The sequence below is a fragment of the Telluribacter roseus genome (assembly GCF_017355915.2).
Classification (GTDB): Bacteria; Bacteroidota; Bacteroidia; order Cytophagales; family Spirosomataceae; genus Telluribacter.
In genome coordinates this window covers 61,080-78,245 of the sequence record NZ_JAFEUV020000011.1, presented here as the reverse complement: position 1 = coordinate 78,245, position 17,166 = coordinate 61,080, and the positions used below count along the sequence as shown (strand labels likewise).

At 42.6% G+C, this 17,166-nt stretch carries 14 protein-coding genes; 4 read left to right on the top strand and 10 right to left on the bottom strand.

What is annotated here, in order from left to right; genetic code table 11:
- The first annotated feature begins 598 nt into the window (after positions 1-598).
- The 3 genes from JTN23_RS18920 to JTN23_RS18910 all read left to right on the top strand — a co-directional run bounded on the left by JTN23_RS18920 (position 599) and on the right by JTN23_RS18910 (position 2,250).
- Complete coding sequence (locus JTN23_RS18920) at positions 599-1,183, top strand: Crp/Fnr family transcriptional regulator (protein ID WP_247236597.1); 585 nt, start codon at positions 599-601, stop codon at positions 1,181-1,183.
- A gap of 75 nt (positions 1,184-1,258) precedes the next feature.
- Positions 1,259-1,684, top strand: a complete 426-nt coding sequence (locus JTN23_RS18915) for a DUF4345 domain-containing protein (protein ID WP_247236596.1) — start codon at positions 1,259-1,261, stop codon at positions 1,682-1,684.
- Positions 1,681-2,250: a DinB family protein gene (locus JTN23_RS18910; RefSeq protein ID WP_247236595.1), complete on the top strand. Its 570-nt coding sequence runs from the start codon at positions 1,681-1,683 to the stop codon at positions 2,248-2,250. The genes JTN23_RS18915 and JTN23_RS18910 overlap by 4 nt, the downstream gene beginning before the upstream one ends.
- 113 nt (positions 2,251-2,363) lie before the next feature.
- Here the strand turns inward: JTN23_RS18910 and JTN23_RS18905 are convergent, their stop codons facing one another.
- The 10 genes from JTN23_RS18905 to JTN23_RS18860 all read right to left on the bottom strand — a co-directional run bounded on the left by JTN23_RS18905 (position 2,364) and on the right by JTN23_RS18860 (position 15,784).
- Positions 2,364-2,945: a hypothetical protein gene (locus tag JTN23_RS18905; RefSeq protein ID WP_247236594.1), complete on the bottom strand. Its 582-nt coding sequence runs from the start codon at positions 2,943-2,945 to the stop codon at positions 2,364-2,366.
- Between the two features lie 31 nt (positions 2,946-2,976).
- Positions 2,977-6,012 carry a tubulin-like doman-containing protein gene (locus JTN23_RS18900; RefSeq protein ID WP_247236593.1) on the bottom strand — a complete coding sequence of 1,012 codons (3,036 nt, stop codon included), beginning with the start codon at positions 6,010-6,012 and terminating at the stop codon, positions 2,977-2,979.
- Between the two features lie 34 nt (positions 6,013-6,046).
- Entirely contained in the window at positions 6,047-6,811 is a 765-nt protein-coding gene (locus JTN23_RS18895) for a hypothetical protein (RefSeq protein WP_247236592.1), read from the bottom strand.
- Positions 6,812-6,899: 88 nt separating this feature from the next.
- Entirely contained in the window at positions 6,900-8,417 is a 1,518-nt protein-coding gene (locus JTN23_RS18890; RefSeq protein ID WP_247236591.1) for a DUF4384 domain-containing protein, read from the bottom strand.
- 6 nt (positions 8,418-8,423) lie between these two features.
- Positions 8,424-9,359, bottom strand: coding sequence for a hypothetical protein (locus JTN23_RS18885; protein WP_247236590.1), 936 nt, complete (start codon positions 9,357-9,359; stop codon positions 8,424-8,426).
- A 50-nt stretch (positions 9,360-9,409) separates the two neighbouring features.
- Positions 9,410-10,057 carry a hypothetical protein gene (locus tag JTN23_RS18880; protein WP_247236589.1) on the bottom strand — a complete coding sequence of 216 codons (648 nt, stop codon included), beginning with the start codon at positions 10,055-10,057 and terminating at the stop codon, positions 9,410-9,412.
- 57 nt (positions 10,058-10,114) lie between these two features.
- On the bottom strand, positions 10,115-11,239 hold the full coding sequence (locus JTN23_RS18875; RefSeq protein WP_247236588.1) for a caspase family protein: 1,125 nt from the start codon (positions 11,237-11,239) through the stop codon (positions 10,115-10,117).
- 12 nt (positions 11,240-11,251) lie between these two features.
- Complete coding sequence (locus JTN23_RS18870) at positions 11,252-12,097, bottom strand: hypothetical protein (protein WP_247236587.1); 846 nt, start codon at positions 12,095-12,097, stop codon at positions 11,252-11,254.
- Positions 12,070-13,761, bottom strand: a complete 1,692-nt coding sequence (locus tag JTN23_RS18865) for a LamG-like jellyroll fold domain-containing protein (protein ID WP_247236586.1) — start codon at positions 13,759-13,761, stop codon at positions 12,070-12,072. Before JTN23_RS18865 ends, JTN23_RS18870 begins: the two co-directional genes overlap by 28 nt.
- Positions 13,762-14,068: 307 nt before the next feature.
- Positions 14,069-15,784: an alpha-amylase family protein gene (locus tag JTN23_RS18860; RefSeq protein ID WP_247236585.1), complete on the bottom strand. Its 1,716-nt coding sequence runs from the start codon at positions 15,782-15,784 to the stop codon at positions 14,069-14,071.
- 196 nt (positions 15,785-15,980) lie between these two features.
- On the opposite strand from JTN23_RS18860, the gene JTN23_RS18855 reads away from it, so the two are divergent.
- Entirely contained in the window at positions 15,981-17,144 is a 1,164-nt protein-coding gene (locus JTN23_RS18855; protein ID WP_247236584.1) for a Gfo/Idh/MocA family protein, read from the top strand.
- Positions 17,145-17,166: the final 22 nt, after the last annotated feature.

Here is a 17,166-nt window from a genome sequence, read left to right as displayed (position 1 = left end):
CTACCGGTTCAAAAAACAGCAGTGTGTTCGTACACATATACATAAGGATCTTCTCCTTCTTCGAACCAGCATCGACAACAGGATCATGATTAGTGGGACAGTGTGCTTAACTTTTGTAACCGGAGTACTTAATTATGGATATTAAGTAAACAAAAGTGACGTGTACGTACCCGAAACATAATCAAAATGTAACAACTCGCAAGAGAAACTTAGTAAACGTCACACGCTTCTCCTGAATAGCTGCTATTTACTTCATGTGTAAGGGAGTACTTATTTTAAAAATTTGTAGCTAACTCCGTATAGGAATTTAAAATAGGACAGTAAACAAAGAGCATTTACTATAAAAGTGATAATAACCCGGCATCTAACCCAGATTATAATAAAAAAATACGATTACCACCGTATACCGTTGAACCCTTGCTACTTATCCTTAATAAATTTTCCGGCGAAGAAAGTACCTGAAGGCGTTACAACCAGGCTCTCCTGCCCCTTTCCTATGGCTGACTCTCTACAAAAAGTCTTACTGTCGCCACTTATGTTATATCTTGTCTATCCTTTGCTACCAGTACTGTACTTGTAGCCTAACGACCCTATCTATATGCTTACCAACAGTGAACCTTTGCGCCAGGTAGTAATGAGTTTGTACCCACTGAAAGAACAGGAGGTGGAAGAGTTTCTGGCCATCTGGAAACCTCAGGAAGTAAAACGAAAAGTACTCCTTACCGCTAAGGGGGATACCGAGAAGTACCTCTACTTTGTATTGGATGGCCTCCAGCGGGTATACTATGCCGACGACTTGGATCGGGAAGCTACGCTCGTCTTTAACTATACCCATCAGTTCGGTGGGGTCATCGACTCTTTCCTGTTTCAGCAGCCCTCAAGGTACTACTACGAAACCCTTACCCCTTCTTTGTTACTTAAGGCAAGTTTTCAGGATCTGGATCGCCTTATGCTCCAGTACCCTTCTATTGAAAGGATGATACGCATCGGTGTTAGCGGGGCTTTATCGGGCGTTCTGGAAAGACTGGTAGAGCTGCAGTCGTTCTCATCGGAGGAGCGGTTTAAGACCTTACTAAAACGAAGCCCGCACATCCTGCAGCTCGTACCTCATAAGTACCTGGCCAGTTATCTAAGTGTTGATCCGACCAATTTCAGTAAGTTGTTGAACAAAGTGCGGATCTGAAATCATGGTAAATACCAAGAATTAGATTCCGGAAAGGGCGCAATTTTGGGATATAAATCAAACCAATTAGTAGCCATGAAAAAACAACAACTTGTAAACGGACTCAGTAAAGCCCTGCTCAGCCTATCGGCCCTGTCCATCTTCTCAGTCTGCCTGATGGCCTTTTCTGATCCCCAGTCCGTCATGGATCTGGTGGGCGTGAAGCTCACTAACACCGATGCCTACAGCTCCATCCGGGGCGTTTACGGTGGGGTAAGTCTTACTATCGTAGTACTACTGGTGTACCTGCTGCTGCGGGACGTTACCCGGGGGCTGATCTTTATCTCCATTCTCTGGGGCTCCTATGCCGTTTCGAGAGTAACCACCATCTTGGTGGAGGGCAGCCTGGGCGATTTTGGACAGCAGTGGCTGGTAATCGAATCGGTGCTTTGCGCGTGTTCCCTGCTACTGCTCTTCCTAAAGACCCGACTGACCACTCACCCGCAGGCCGTAAGCCGATGAAAAGGCATCTTACTGCAGAATGGCTGGGCGGCTTGCAGCAGCAGGTAGAGGAACACCTGGATAAGGCCACGCGGGTATACCAGAACCTGCCGGAAGTTCAACTCCTGCAACCAGACCCCGGCGGGGGCTGGTCAGCAGCCCAGTGCCTGGAGCACCTCAATAGCTACGGCAGGTACTACCTACCGGCAGTACAGGGGGCCATAGACACATGCCCTACCCGGTACAGACACTCCACCCCCTACTTCCGGAGCGGCTACCTGGGTAGCTACTTTACTAGCCTTATGAAGGCAGAAAATAAACGGAAGTACAAAGCCATGAAAGGGCACGTACCACCGTCTGATCTGAACGGGGCCCAGGTGGTAGCCAGCTTCATCGACCAGCAGGAGCATTGGCTGCAGCTACTCCGCGAAGCCGAACACCTGAATCTTAACCAAATCAAAGTACCTATCTCCATTTCAAAATTCGTCAGGCTAAACCTGGGTGACACGTTCGCCTTTGTCAAAGCCCACGACGAAAGGCACATCCAGCAGGCCGATCGGGTGCTGGAGGGGATTGAGATTGCATGAATAGATGTATATCAAGTGGCTATTAAATGTGGTACAGATACTACATCTACTTTTATGGAAAAATAAAAAGCCCGCATATTATAACGGGCTTTTGTTATTTTGAGGTGTTAGCTCTAATTGGTTTCATCCTGATTACTTGCAGAAGTTATCATCTTAGCTATAATCCTATCTCCATCACAAGTGATGCTGTAGTCATAGCCATCGCTGAAACGTTTGACTGTACCACATTGGCAACAGCTAGTACTATAATTCCCACCTTCGCGTCTTCTTCCTCCTTTTCCATCATGAACATAGTAGTAGGATTGGCAGTCTTGACATTCCTCAGTATTTTCAATCTTTACACCACTACGTGGAAGTAGAGAAGTATTAGATTTAACTGGATCAGTTGGAGGAGTAGGTCCTGGCGGATCTCGATGAACTGTTTTACCTGTAGTATCAGTTGTCGTCCCACCAATACCGCCAATTCCATCAATAATGGTAACTAATCCAAAACCTCCGGCAACCAATAAAATTAAAAGTAGAGCGGGTACTAGCCATTTTGGCCTAGAAGGCTTTGGTTTAGGTACTTCAAAAAGATCACTCCTACATTCAGGACAAATAAATTCATTAGCTCCTTCAACAGTGATAACATCGCCTGATTTAGCTTTAAGGCAATCATCATCTATATTAGTACATTTTCCGTGTCGCTTTACCATTAGTGTGAGTATTTCTGATAGTGTCTATTATTCAATTCTCTTTTTCCAGATCATTTATCAGCCTTTTTGCAGCATCTTTAAAAAGATTGTAGTCGTTGGGATTACCTGCTTCTTCTCTGAGTTTAACTACCATCTTCTCAATTTTAGCCACAAGTTCAACTCTTTTGGACTTATGTCTGTAGTTAGTTACACTTTCCTGACGAACAACTTGGGAAAGCTTTTCAATTTCAGAAGGTATTAGGCTTTTCCACGCATTATGAAGCATCTTGTCCATATAGAATAGAGGTTCCTCATCTCCAAATCGGTCAACTTCCACTAATGCTAACTTTTTATACCCATTTTCATTCTCCTTCTCTTTTACAAGATCCATCGCATGGGCCATCAAAAGATCGGTTATCGATTGAACACGCTTTTGATCTAGCTTTTCATTGGCTTCCTGTAGAGTTGGAGCAAACAGATCAGGCAATTCATCATCCTGAATATGGACCAGCATACGTGCCTTAACAGAGTCAGATTTTTGCAAACGCAGACGGTACTTCTCCCGTAGTCGCTCCGTGTGGGTCAGGTACCGTAGGGGGAATAAACTGGTTACCGTCATCAGCGTTATTTGATGTTCGCTAGAATCAGCTTCAAGAAACTTCAATTCACTCTGCTGATTTTTATTAAACTCGAACGCTTCTTTTAATTCATCTATAAATGTAGGATAGTTTACAGATGAGTTCTTAGGTAGAATAACAAACAGGGTTCTTTTCGCGGCTCCCGCCGAGAAACCATCACCTGCTTTATTAATCTCATTTTGATTGAATAGAGCGTAGCATCCAGCAAACCTCATAAGCTGACTAGTCAAGCTGCGAAGGGCCCTGGTATTATTCTCGTATTTGTAACGCAGTTTTTCCAGTACGTTCATACCTAATAGCCTATCCTGAGTACCTAAATCTGCTTCGAAAGCAACTGCGTTCTCCTGACATACTTTTTCTAAAGTATTAACAAAGGTACTTTTGGATATGAGACTATTAAAGTTTACAAAGCTCTGGCGGTTTACACCAAGAATATTTGACAATGTCTCCCGAACCTTCGCCGTTTGTTGCTCTTGTACCTTATCGTCACGCTCAAATCTTTTTACTATTTCTTTCACCTTCATTGATTCATAGAAGGGTACCAACTGTTGCTTAAAGACTTCTATATACTCTGATTCATCATCCAGTGTCCACTCCTGATCATTACAGCGTGACAGAATGCTTTGGTCAAATATCTCTAAACCACTATTGATCGTTGCGCTTGCTTTGGTAATTTCCTGATTCAACAATTCAAGTTGCTCAACTACCTCATATATAAAATCCTTTCCAAACTTGATTCCTTCTATAGTGGTACGAATGCGGTATTCATCCTGGATAGCTAGTACCTGGGCTTCAAAAATCTGCTCACGCTTTCCGAGCATGTCTGAGAGGAGACCAATCTTGGCCCAATTCTCATCATTAACCCTTACTGCCTCCTTGGCAGTATCCAACAACCTGCTTTGTGCTTCTAGTTTATTGTCCAGTTCTCTTGTTAGATCTGTTCGTAAATAATCTAGTAGTGCACCTAGTTTTAGTTTAAGGTCATAGATCGACAACTTTCCACTTCGCCACTCTCCAAAGAACTCACCTTCAATACCCCTTCGAATCTCGATAGCCATATCACGTTTATCCTTCCGCTTCGCAAGGAAAAAACTTATAACACCACCTGACTTCCTAAAATCTTCTTCATACTCTTTTAGTGATAGAGATTTAAAAGCATCTATCCATCTCACTTTTTCACTCTGCCTGGCTAATGATTTGAAGAATTCACACTTTTCACGCCAGTGCGTTTGATACGTCTTCCACTTTCTGCTCGTATCATCTATAAGAACAGCCTCTGATAAGATAAGGTGGTTGAAGGTTAAACGCCATCTATGAAGTATATCGGCCTGGCGCACCTCTTCATTAAAGCTTCTTGGCTTTGGATCATTAACATAACCTGCTACATCCACCCAATTATTAAAACGTAGCTGAAGTGCAGCCTGCTTAGCCAGATTGTAGGTAAGGTACTCCCTAATTTCCTGCTCAGGAATAGCAAGCCTTTTAATCCCAAAGCTTAAAAAGCGTTTACTGCGCTCAGCTGTTCTACTACCAACAGCCATTTCAGGAGTTGGATCGCCGTTTTCTCCTGACTCCAAACGGTGTAACTCGGAAGAGATCTGAGCCAGGCCTATGGTTTTTTGATAAATAAAATCTGCTACAATGGATGGCAGCTCTGTTTCCTTGTTAACCGATATGCCATTTTCATTCTGATTGCTGAACACATAACAACCTGTGAATGGAGTGTCCACATTAAGCTGCCCCTTCTCGCCGGTAACATCATAAGGGCGTAAAGCACCTGCACTAAGTGCATTTAAATCCATGAGGGCCGCATAACCATTTGCATAGTAGAAGTCCAGTTCGGTATTCCAGGTAGTTGCGTCCTCGGGTAGGTATACGTATACCAGAATAGAATAGTTTTTATCATACGCTGGGTAGTTATTACGAATCTGCGTTATTATATCCACTATTGATCCACTTCCCGTGCCTCCTGCTAAACCAGCGCAAACGTGAAAAGTAACATTTGTTTCATTGGTATCCTGCTGTAGCTTTAAAACCTGTTGAGCCAGTGCTGAATTAAAGGTTTTGGCATTACTGGCAAACAAGATACGTCCCATTCGGCGACGTTGCATTCCAGCCGTTTTTTGACCTCGTGAGTCATTTATTAGATCAAGCCAGTACTTTTGGTCACCAATGAAGTTCTTAACTCCAGGATACCTTTCAATTTCAGCAAATTTGCTGGCCAGGTTGTCTGATTTCAGCTCCAGGAAGTTACTTGTACCTAATGCTATTGATTCACCCATCACTTCCCATTCCGACTCCTTACTGTATTCGTCAGTGCTTGAATCGATATACAAATACCCAATATTATTTGGGTCTTCGTTTCTGTATTGTTGGTAGACTAATTTCTTAAACGCTCTAACTACCTTACCGCCCGTGCCTCCTGAAACTATTAGTAGATGATTAGCCATGATGTACCCTTATTAATTGTGAAAAAAGAACATTTTAAAGACTGCTTTTTATATCCTTATATGCAGCAACGCCAATAATACCGAACGGAACCAACTGTACCAGAATAAATGCCAGCACTAAACCTATGCGTGAGATGGTGACTACTCGTGGTGCTTGTACCAGTAGCTCATCTTTTATATGCTTTGCTGCCAGATCAATAGCATTTATAGTTGGATAGGTTTTGCCAGGGTTACTTTTAAAAAAGGATGTTACATCTGAATGAATTACTTCAGTAGGGAGAGAAGGAGTAGCCCAAACGATTTTACTTAGGAATGGGTGCATTTCATCAAAGTTCGTACAAGCCTCATTAGAGTAAATCTGAGCAGCAAGGAGCTGAGAATCATTATGAGTAACCGGGATGATATTTCTCTCTATGGGAGGGAAAGTGGATATATCTTCTTTACCGGATTCTTTAACTTTATGATAGGTCTTCTCAAAAGTTCTTTGGCTCCAATCTTGATCCTCTTTGAGATTCCCCTGCCAGATTATAATCTGTGCTTGTGTGATCTCCCGCATAAAAGCTAACCCCGCAAAAGCCAATACGAAAAAGAAGGTAAATGTACAGGCCAGAGCAGTGAATATTTTATGAGTAGTGGTTAGTTGGAACCGTTTATTCCATAGTTGTACATAATGGAGGCAAATCCAACCACAAAGAAGAGCGAAGCCAAGTGCTGCCGCAAGAGTAAGCCCTAAGTTCCTCGGAGTAAATCTGCCTAGTCCCTCAGAGACAATAGCAATGAGTTCGAGTAGCCAATTCATAGTGTGTTAATATTTTATAGTGAGTCTAGTTGATAGTATAATTGGATACGATTCGGAACAAATTATTGTGTCTACACCGCATTTTAGACTAACGCTTGGCTATAGCGCGGGTAGTTATTTGTACTTTATCCACTGCTATTGTTTCCTGCTGCTTCTGATTGCATTTGAGGGTCTCAATTATCGCTGCAAGAGGCCCCACAACAAACTTATAGCCATCCTCCTCACGCAAATGCACCTTCTGCTTTGAACTAGTCGGGATAGGGCAAAAGGGAACCTCAGAAGCATAAGCCAGTAGATACTCTGTACCAAATGGAGCAGAGCATATAAAGGTAGCCTGGGGAGCTATACGCACAGGTTTATTTTCCTGTCCCGGTTTGATTTCAAAGCTATTCTCCAATAGGGTATGTGTTCCATCAGCCAACCGGTACAGCAACCTCAAATAGCATGGCCGGTTAGCTATGACCTCAATCCTCATTTGCTGTCCCTCCCAATATTCGACTCCTGTACGTCCCCGATCAGTATTGACTTTGATTATCAAGGATGTTTTTGCTACTGGAGTGTATTGTCTGATTGTATCCTGAATAGCTACTTCTTGCTGATATGTTGCTGGTTTTAATCGCAAACCTTGTTGGTCAAGCCACGTAAGAGGTAGTTCGGAGTTCTCCGCCTTCGAAAGCACTTTATTAGTTTTAGTATCTACCAGCTCAGCTACTATTTTTAAATTATTGATATCCTCCTGGTAGTAACCTCTGATACGAAGAGGAGATTCTGTAAGTTGAGCGGCAGATACGGCTTCTATCTTAATTTGTTTCTGCAGGCAACTGCTAAATGTAGCGTAGATACGGTCAGAGAGGCCATCATTAATACCACAATTGTTATAAGAAAAAGCCTCAAGCGTAAGGCTGAGAGTATTTACTGGCACAAACTGCTTAATACTGGCAGTTAGTGAAGTTAAAGCAGATAAAAGATCCTTTGGCTTCTCGACTATTCCTTCATCAGCGGCTTTAGCGTCCTGTTCAGATAAAGTGAAGGCCGAAGGAGGCCATTTATCTACTTTACTGATGCCAGTGATTTTGAAGTTAAGAAATGTTTCAGCAGCTTTACTATATATGAAATGTACCCGAAACTCGGTCAAATTTTGATAATGGAGCTTTGCGCCATGTAAATCAATGCCATTTAATTGTTTAACTAGATAAACATTTACAAATGGCTCACCGTCTTTTGTTTTTTGAATGTCAAAGCGTGCCTCATCAAAGTTTAGACTATTCTTCAAAGGTTTACCGCCCGAGAAAATGCGGCAGTCTTTTATATATTCCTCTACCGAAGTATAGGCTTTGACTGCGGTCCTGAACTCATTAAATATAAGTACATCTTGATTGAAAAACGCATCTTTGACTAAGCCATTTAACTGACCTTGCAAAGCCTCAAATGGCTGGTTAGCTTCGTAATTTGTTAATATCTCAACATTCGCTAAGTACTTGTCATTAATCAATTGTCGAGCTGTTTTAGCAATTTTGATCTTCTCTGCATGAGTGTAAGACTGCGCCCACGTAGTTGATAGCCCTACTAATAGGAGAATGATCAATATGTATGAAGCTAATTTCATGTAATTTCACTTTTCTACTCCACGACCATTTGAGATAAACGTATCTTTAACTTTATGCTGTAGTCCTTTTGGTAAACAAATCGACTCCGTCAGACGACACAAATCACTAATTAACCATCCTGAATTATCAGAATCACGGTTAAACTGTCGCAATTGAATAAGCCAGCCCATTGGAGTATAGATCCATAAAGATGAAATTTCAAGTGTCTGAGGGCGAAGCTGACCTATAGTATGATAGTAAGCAAAGGCATTGAGCGAACTGTCACCATGGTAGGCATCATCGATAAAATACTTAATGCTTAGTCCGGCATTGAGATGCTTATGCAGGGCCATGAAGTTCATTTCATGAGCATTGGGAGGAATAAATCTTGAACTACTTTTCGTGACTGAATCTTTGCCGTATGTAGTCTTATCTGTCATCAAAAAGGGAGCATCTAAACCAATGATCTGCCAAAGCCAGTTACTACCAATACGGTCCTTTTTTAAGTACATTTTATACTCATGCGTCTGATTCTTCCAGATAGCTAGACCACGAACCTCTGCATACATATTCTCATTTGCATCTATCAACTGTTTTGGTTTAAAGGAATCACAAATTTCAAATAGAAATTGATCAATCAAATATTTATATACATTAGTACTACCACCACTACTAGCAAGCCTACTATCTTCCAAATCAAACAGTTGTCGTATTCGCTGCTTTCTCGCTGTATGATCATGAGGCCCATTAATTGAATCGTTATCAGGACCTACCAAATCATTAAAACGCCTGACAAAATCATTTGTATAATGAACCCGAGCCTTCATAAATGGCTCAGCAGCCAGCCGCTGAGACTTGTAGTTACCCTGGACTGTATCTTTTTTTTGTAAAGAATGGCTACCAGTAGAGTCATTTTTGAAAAATAGAGAATCCGTCTCTTGCCCGGAAGCTATGAATGGCATGAGACAGAGCCCAATAAAACAAAATATATAATGAAGCCGTACCATAGGTGCTATTGCACAGATTTCTTGGGAGTAATTTCTGCTACACGAATGTCACCTAGTAGTACTGTCCATTTATTTTCCTCATAGAAAGGATCTTTTCGATTCCGTAGATCCACATCCATATTCTTACTGGTTTTGTCTTCATACATAATCTTCCCATCACGACTCTTTCCCTGGAAGCGTTGAAAATAGGTAGCAGTGGTCACATATCCAGTATTTGTTTTCTCCCAGTCATTGATCAGAGCCAGATCGTAGAATGTTATGGATATATCGAAGTACTTCTTTTCAAGGTTTTTTAGCCTTCTTAGGTATATAGAAAGCGGGTACTCTTTTATCAATGTTTTATTCTTTACTGATCCAACTTGCATAGTAGAGTTAGGCATGAAAAGTCGTAACGCATTCTCAATGGCTAGCTCCCGAGTCTGATCAGACTGCTTGGGATCTGAAATGATGGATAAAAAATTTTGAAACTCAGCAACCTTAAGTTCAACAAGCTCCTGAAAGTCTCTTAGTTGCTTTGGACTCAGCTTATCCTCGTTCACATTACCATTCTGATCAACTGGCAGCGATTCATGCTGATCCTGAGCATATGAAGAAACTGGGCAGAAGCTTATGATGAACATAAGCATTAAAAGCTGGTATAGTGTGTAGCGCATACATTTAACGTTTTAATATGTTGATTGATAAAGTGGTGGATGAAGCCCGCCTTATCGTTACTTGTTTATATTGAAAATGAATTTACCACGTAAACGTCCCTCAATATAAGGGGGTTGCTTAAAGCCCCTCATTTCAAGTCCTCTATCTACTTTATCAATCAATTCGAAAATATCCTGTCCAGGTACATCTATGTGCTTGATTAGCTCACTGGTAAATAATCCATTTTTCTCATCGCCATCTAAAGCCGACTTACCTGGCTCAGTGGCATAGACAATCATGGTGCCAACCGGAGGATTGGTAGGAGCATAAACAGGCTCACCTGCTCCCCTGCGCCATGACCGGTAGGGGTTGTTACGGCAGGCGTCCCAGAATACAAGATTGGATCCATGTGGATTAGTTTCTTCCATACGCGCTACCAACTGGCGTAATGGAAAACACTCAAATTCCACATCGGCTTCAGTCGTTGGATCAGCGTCAACAGGTTGTATGTAATTGACACCATTTACCATAAGTCCATGTCCAGCGTAAAAAAAGAGGCTAATCGTCTTATCGGTCAGGCTGCTTGTGAAAGCATCAACTACTTTCTTAAAATCTTTTCGATTTTGATTTTCATGAAGGGTCACTGTAAAACCGAGATTTTCAAGTCGTTCACGAATGGCTTGCCCATCATTTATTGAATTCTTGAGTGGATACTTTGAATAAGCCTCATTTGCAACTATAAGAGCCAGCCGCTTTTGTATTTGTGCATCGGACGCTATTGTCCCAACAGGAGATGGTACAGGAGTATAGGTAATAAAATAAGAATTGGATATTGTGGTACCACCGGCGTTAGTGGCTACAAATTTTATTTCATTCTTACCTTGAATGAGTGTTAACTCCTGTGATACTTCCTGACCACAGTCTACTCGTTTGAAGCCCCTTGTGGGTCCCCCAATAATCTTACCATTATGAATAAAATAATAGTTATCTACGGGAGCATCAGACTGAACACAAACAACTATGGTATAGTTAGATTGCTCTACTACCGATTGTTCAGCTTGTGGATTCTTCAATATAATAACTGGAGGCTGTACTTTGGGTTTTAACTGCACCCAATCTGACTTAAACTGATGCTCTTTTTTCTGAGCATACGTATAATTAACTGCTAGTAAAAACCATATAATGTATAATATTATTTTCATAGCTAGTATTGTTTAAAATGTGTACTTTAAACCTATTAATGGGGTCTTTTCTATATATTGTAGCATTACACTCTGCTTTGAATTTCGTTTATGTTGGTTATTACGTAGTCCTTTGAGATAAGTATAGACCACATCCACTGCTAGTATAGTTGCAGCCATGCTCATAGTGACTATGTACTCGTGATGATAACGGTTAGCCTTGTTATAGTAGGGCAGTGCATCCCGCTCATAACGTTCTTTCAGATAAAGATTATACTGCTTATTTGATTTACTTTTTTGTACTAGGCTATAACCTAATAAACCACCATAAGCTACTGTGATGAGTGGCCTCAGTCCAATTCTATGATTAGGTTGAACGAAGATATTTCCTACACCGGGTGCCAGTAATGAAACAAATGCATTGGCAGGTCCACCACCTGCTAAACTCGTAGGATTGGATTCAATAACTTTTATAATTGGCCTAATCTCTTCATTAAGTTGTTCCCCATCTAGAGCATAATCCCATAATATAACCTTTTCCTTACCAGAAGTTAAATTCTTCCCAAGATCACCACTAACTGTCTTAACGTTTAGAGGGCCACGGCTTCGGCCTTCAATTTGAAGATATAATGAATCCTCCTTTGATATACTTTCTAGATCATAAACTACTTTTACTTTATTCGCATCTGTTTCAATACGAATATTTGATACAGATGGCTGGCAATATGATGTATTATATATACATGTCCAGACTAAAACTACTAGTAGTTTATATATATGTAACTTCATATTTACTGAATTTGTGTATGTATTTGCTCTTACCCAACCACCTCTGCAACTAATCAATTTATTTATAAGCAATTCTTTTCCTGTTGCCACAGTTGCATTATTTCAGCATCACTCAAAGCTCTCTCATAAATCCTGACATCATCAATACTTCCTTTGAAATACCGGTCCCAAACTTGATGATGACCTAATCTTATAGTACTAGTTCCTGATATTGGAGCATTGATAGGCTTTTCAGAATCCTTGAAGATAGTACCTGAAACCTGGTTTCCATTAAAATAAAGCTTCATTTGGCCTGGGTCGACAGGGCTGTTAGCTCCTCCCTGCCATATAGCTACTATATGAACCCATTGATTCAAAAAGGACGAATAGGGTACTTTTTTCGATCTTAATATATAGTCTCCATCTAATCCAAAATTTAGTTTGAATGAGTTATTATCATTTTCGTCTTTATCAAAATATAGCGAAAAACTTTTTGCAGGATTATCCAGTGTTCTTTCTATACCACGAAATTGACTAATTGCTGCTTTTGACTGATTAGGGTCAGCAACATATACCCATGCTGAGAATGTATAGGAAGTCAGGTTGGATGGTGTATAAGGTATGGTAATGAAATCGTTGATACCATCAAAAGCATAAGCTCTATTTTGCTGTCCACACCTATCATTAGTGGGTGAGGCCCCAAAGGCCTGTCCATTACGACGGTTACCAGAATTATCTACAACAGAGTTATTTAAAGGATAATGTGCCGCCAGTCCTAATGCAATGTTCTCTCCCTGTGTAGTAAGCCTTGATACATCGGTATACACAGTATCAGTAAAACTAATTGCAAAGGCTCTATAGAAGTAAGAAGTATTTGGTTCTAAGTTTTGTTTGATAGGAGTAGTTACTCCAATAGGTGTTGCTGGTATCTGAGTATATAGTTTATCATTCGTTCTCAAAGTTGGATTACTAACACTTGAAGAAAACAAAAAGCCAACATGTGTAGCAGGCGGATTCCCAGCCTCATTAAGTCTAAGATTGATAGCTGCTTCTGTTCTGCTAATAGAAACTACCTCTAAAGCAGTTACACTAGGTAAGCCTTTAGTATGTACTATTTTGATATTACCATATCCAGTACCTGCGCTATTAGTTGCAAATGCACGTATATAGTAAACTTTATTAGGAAGAAGGTTTTCAAGAGAGAAAGTAACAGGTGTATTATCTTTAGAATTCCCCAAATTTCTTACAACTGTAGCTGACTCAATTGTTGGTGTGTTGGTTGTAGCCGAAAAACATATACCATAGGATGAAATAAGGCCGTTACCATTACTATTGACAGCCATACGCACTGTAGCACTTGAGGAAGTAATACTAATTGGATCTTCAGTAACAACGGTAGGAATAACCACATTTTCAACTACCAAATCCTTTGTTACTGTCACTACATCCCCGCAACGATTGGTTACATTAACGTTTACCTTATATGTCCCTGGATTTATATAAGTATGCTTTGTTTCTAAATTAGTAGTTGTTACATGTTTTCCATCACCAAAGTACCAATCAACTTTATCAATAGGAGTATTTTCTGATACTAAGGCAAAATCAACAGCCAGGAGCTTACCTTCTGTATTCAGCTGTACAGAAACCTGATCACACTTCGGGAAGAGTCTTTTAGGTAGATCATAACCATTACATCCCATAAGTAAGATTAAAATCCAATAGACACACGAGTGAGAAAAGTAGTAATAGTTAATGAATGATAAAGGTCTCTTCATATAGTGTGTATATGTGCAAAAGCTAACCTAACAACTGGGTAGGCTAGTAAAATTTATAAACCCCACTAATAGAAAAGGGATGATGTCAAAAAATCTATGGGCAAAACATAAAAAATCAAATCCATAGTGGATTGGTCTTTCTATGATTTAGCGGGGTGTTAAATTTCCAAAATTAGAATAGGACAACCAAAAAAATTTATCCAACGGTACATTGGTTACAACCATTAGCAGGATATATAATCTCAAGTGTTGTTAGTAGTTGCGGGCAATAGTCAAAAATGTGGTCTGAAAAGCATTACAATCCCCCCTACTCCTCCACCTCAAACCACCCGAAGCCGTAGCCGTTGAGCTGGACCTGGGGGTTGGTACCAGGCAGAAGCCGACTTTGGTTGCTATTGAGGTGGACGGTCTTGAGTTTCATGTTGTCTACTTTGAGGCGGGCGGTTTGGGGGGTGTGGCTGAAATTATGAAGGGTCACTACGGACCGCTCCTCGCCCTGGTACAGGAGGGCCAGTATGTGTTTGGAGCCACTATCGAGTACCTTCCACTCGCCTTTGCTGATCTCGGGATGCTGCTTCCAGAGGCGGCCCATGGTGCGGATATGGTTGAGCAGGGAGGTAGAATCCTTGCGCTGATCCGCCACGTTTACGCGGGTATAGCCGTACTCTCCTTTGTCTATAACCGGACGTATGGTTTTACTGGTTTTGGAAAATCCGGCGTTCGGACCATCCGACCACTGCATGGGCGTCCGTACCGACAGGCGTTCTTTCAGGCTCAGGTCATCGCCCATACCGATTTCCTCCCCGTAGCGTAGTACGGGCGTGCCTGGCAGCGCAAACAGTATGCTGTAGGCCATCCGCAGCTGGGCCGGGTTGTTGAGCATGGGAGCCAGCCGGCGACGGATACCCCGCTCATACAGCTGCATGTGCTCCTCAGGCCCCATCTTATCAAAAACGGTCTTCTGCTGTTTTTTGCTGAGCCGGTCCAGATCTATTTCATCGTGATTGCGCAGGAAGTAGGACCACTGAGCCGTAACTGGTAGTGTCTTAGTGGCCTCCAGGGCTTCAACGAGCGTTTTGACCTCCTCGCTGGCAAATGAATAAAACAGGAACTGATTGGCGTAGAAGTTAAACATCGTCTGCATGCCCTCGCCGTTTTCACCAAAGTACATTTTATTGACTTTGGGTTCTACGTTGGTCTCACCCAATAGCAAGGCATCCCCCTTCTGCCACTGGACGTATTGCCGCAGCCACATCAACAGGTCAAACTGCAGATCCGGTTTTTCAATGTTTGTTCGGGGTACCTCTATCAGGAAGGGAACGGCATCAAGACGGAAGCCATCAATGCCTTTATCCAGCCAGAACTTGATGATCTTGCGGTGCTCCGCCTGTACCTCGGGGTTCTGGGCGTTGAGGTCGGGCTGGAAGCGGAAAAACCGGTGGAAGTAATGCTCCCTGGCCAGCGAGTCGTACGTCCAGGTTTCCTTTTGCGGTCCCGGAAATACCATCCCTTTGTCTGCATCGCGGGGGCGTTTCTCTGACCAGACGTACCAGTCGCGGTACTTAGAGTTTTTGTTTTTTCGGGCCTCCTGAAACCACGGATGCTGATCCGAGCTGTGGTTGATGACCAGGTCCATGATTACCCGGAACCCCAGCTTCTTGGCCTGCCGCAAAAACGCATCCATATCCTGCATGGTACCTAACCGGGAATCGATCCCATAGAAGTCCGTGATATCATAACCGTCATCTTCGTTGGGGCTGGGATGGAAAGGCGACAGCCAAATAGTACCTATTCCCAGGTCTTTCAGGTAATCGAGTCGGGTAGTAAGGCCCCTGAAGTCCCCCACACCGTCACCGTCCGAATCCTGAAACACCTTTACATCCAGGTTGTACAGGACATTATTCTTATACCAAAGCTCATTGATAAAATCGGTAGGCCTGGGTGGTTTGGGTTGACTGTTCGCTGTAAGGGAAATAGCACTGCAAACCAGGAAAACTAACAGAAACTGGAGCCGAAGTAGCATAATTGGATATAGAAATTTACCTGTTTAACCGCATCAGCTGCGAAAGGTTTAATAAACGTCAGATCGACCTTTATAAAAAGCAAGGATTAAACATAAAGCAGATGAGCTGGTTACAGTGTAAGTAAACGATGAGTACTTTACCAAACTTGATCCTGTAATTATGAAACAGAAGGGGCTTTATGATTTAGATCGTCGTATGTATCGTCGAACCTTTATGCACTATGCCGGTGCATCGGCGCTGATGCTGCCCGCCTTTTCGATGCTGTCGGGCTGCGGTGGAAGCGACAAACAGTCTACTGAAAAAACAGAAGCCGTAGATGCCTCCGGCGAACGTAAACTGGGTATAGCCCTTGTCGGACTCGGTAAGTACAGCGAAGGTGAACTTGCCCCCGCTCTGGAAGAAACCAAACTATGCCGACTGGCGGGGATCGTAACCGGTACCCCTGAAAAGGCCGAAAAGTGGAAGAAGAAGTATAATATACCCGCAGAGAATATCTACAATTACCAGAACTTCGATCAGATCAGGGATAATCCGGAAATAGACATTGTATACGTAGTACTGCCCAACTCCATGCACGCTGAGTACACGATACGGGCGGCGCAGGCGGGTAAGCACGTGATCTGCGAGAAACCCATGGCCACCTCAGCGGCCGATTGTCAGAAAATGATTGACGCCTGCAATAAGGCCGGAAAAAAACTGGCCATCGGGTACCGGCTGCACTTTGAGCCCCACAACCTCGAAATGATGCGCCTGGGGCAGCAGCTGGAGTATGGTAAGGTGAAACGTATCCTGGCTCAAAACGGTCAGAAAGAAGGCAATGATACCCCCTGGCGCTTCGATAAAGAGCTGGCCGGTGGCGGTCCCCTACCGGATGTAGGTATCTACTGCTTACAGGGCGCCATCTACACCAAAGGACAAATCCCCGTCTCGGTAACTGCCCAGTACCATCCGGTCACGGACAAGGACAAATTCAAAGAAGTAGAGGAGGGCATAGACTTTCAGCTGCAGTTTGAGGATGGCTCAGTGGCCGAGTGCAAAACCAGCTACAACGACCAGTATAACCTGCTTAGGGCGGAAGCCGACAAAGGGTGGTTTGAGCTGCAGCCTGCCTACCAGTACGGGGGCCTGAAAGGCAAGACCAGCCAGGGAGATATGAAAGTTGAAAACATCAATCAGCAGGCCCGGCAGATGGATGCCATGGCGGACAGTTTTATGAACAATACAGAAATTAAAGTAACGGGCGAGATGGGCATGCGCGATGTGCAGCTCATCGAAGCCATATACCAGGCAGCTGATACCGGCAAAAAAGTATCAACTACCCACGTACAAAAGGCACTCAACCATTATAAAACGGCCTAGAAGTATAACTACGGGAGTAGCC

Coding starts and splice junctions, on each gene's coding strand:
- JTN23_RS18905 (WP_247236594.1), bottom strand. CDS start 2,945: ATGGTAAAGCGACACGGAAAATGTACTAATATAGATGATGATTGCCTT.
- JTN23_RS18900 (WP_247236593.1), bottom strand. CDS start 6,012: ATGGCTAATCATCTACTAATAGTTTCAGGAGGCACGGGCGGTAAGGTA.
- JTN23_RS18895 (WP_247236592.1), bottom strand. CDS start 6,811: ATGAATTGGCTACTCGAACTCATTGCTATTGTCTCTGAGGGACTAGGC.
- JTN23_RS18920 (WP_247236597.1), top strand. CDS start 599: ATGCTTACCAACAGTGAACCTTTGCGCCAGGTAGTAATGAGTTTGTAC.
- JTN23_RS18875 (WP_247236588.1), bottom strand. CDS start 11,239: ATGAAAATAATATTATACATTATATGGTTTTTACTAGCAGTTAATTAT.
- JTN23_RS18890 (WP_247236591.1), bottom strand. CDS start 8,417: ATGAAATTAGCTTCATACATATTGATCATTCTCCTATTAGTAGGGCTA.
- JTN23_RS18880 (WP_247236589.1), bottom strand. CDS start 10,057: ATGCGCTACACACTATACCAGCTTTTAATGCTTATGTTCATCATAAGC.
- JTN23_RS18885 (WP_247236590.1), bottom strand. CDS start 9,359: ATGCCATTCATAGCTTCCGGGCAAGAGACGGATTCTCTATTTTTCAAA.
- JTN23_RS18855 (WP_247236584.1), top strand. CDS start 15,981: ATGTATCGTCGAACCTTTATGCACTATGCCGGTGCATCGGCGCTGATG.
- JTN23_RS18865 (WP_247236586.1), bottom strand. CDS start 13,761: ATGAAGAGACCTTTATCATTCATTAACTATTACTACTTTTCTCACTCG.
- JTN23_RS18860 (WP_247236585.1), bottom strand. CDS start 15,784: ATGCTACTTCGGCTCCAGTTTCTGTTAGTTTTCCTGGTTTGCAGTGCT.
- JTN23_RS18915 (WP_247236596.1), top strand. CDS start 1,259: ATGAAAAAACAACAACTTGTAAACGGACTCAGTAAAGCCCTGCTCAGC.
- JTN23_RS18910 (WP_247236595.1), top strand. CDS start 1,681: ATGAAAAGGCATCTTACTGCAGAATGGCTGGGCGGCTTGCAGCAGCAG.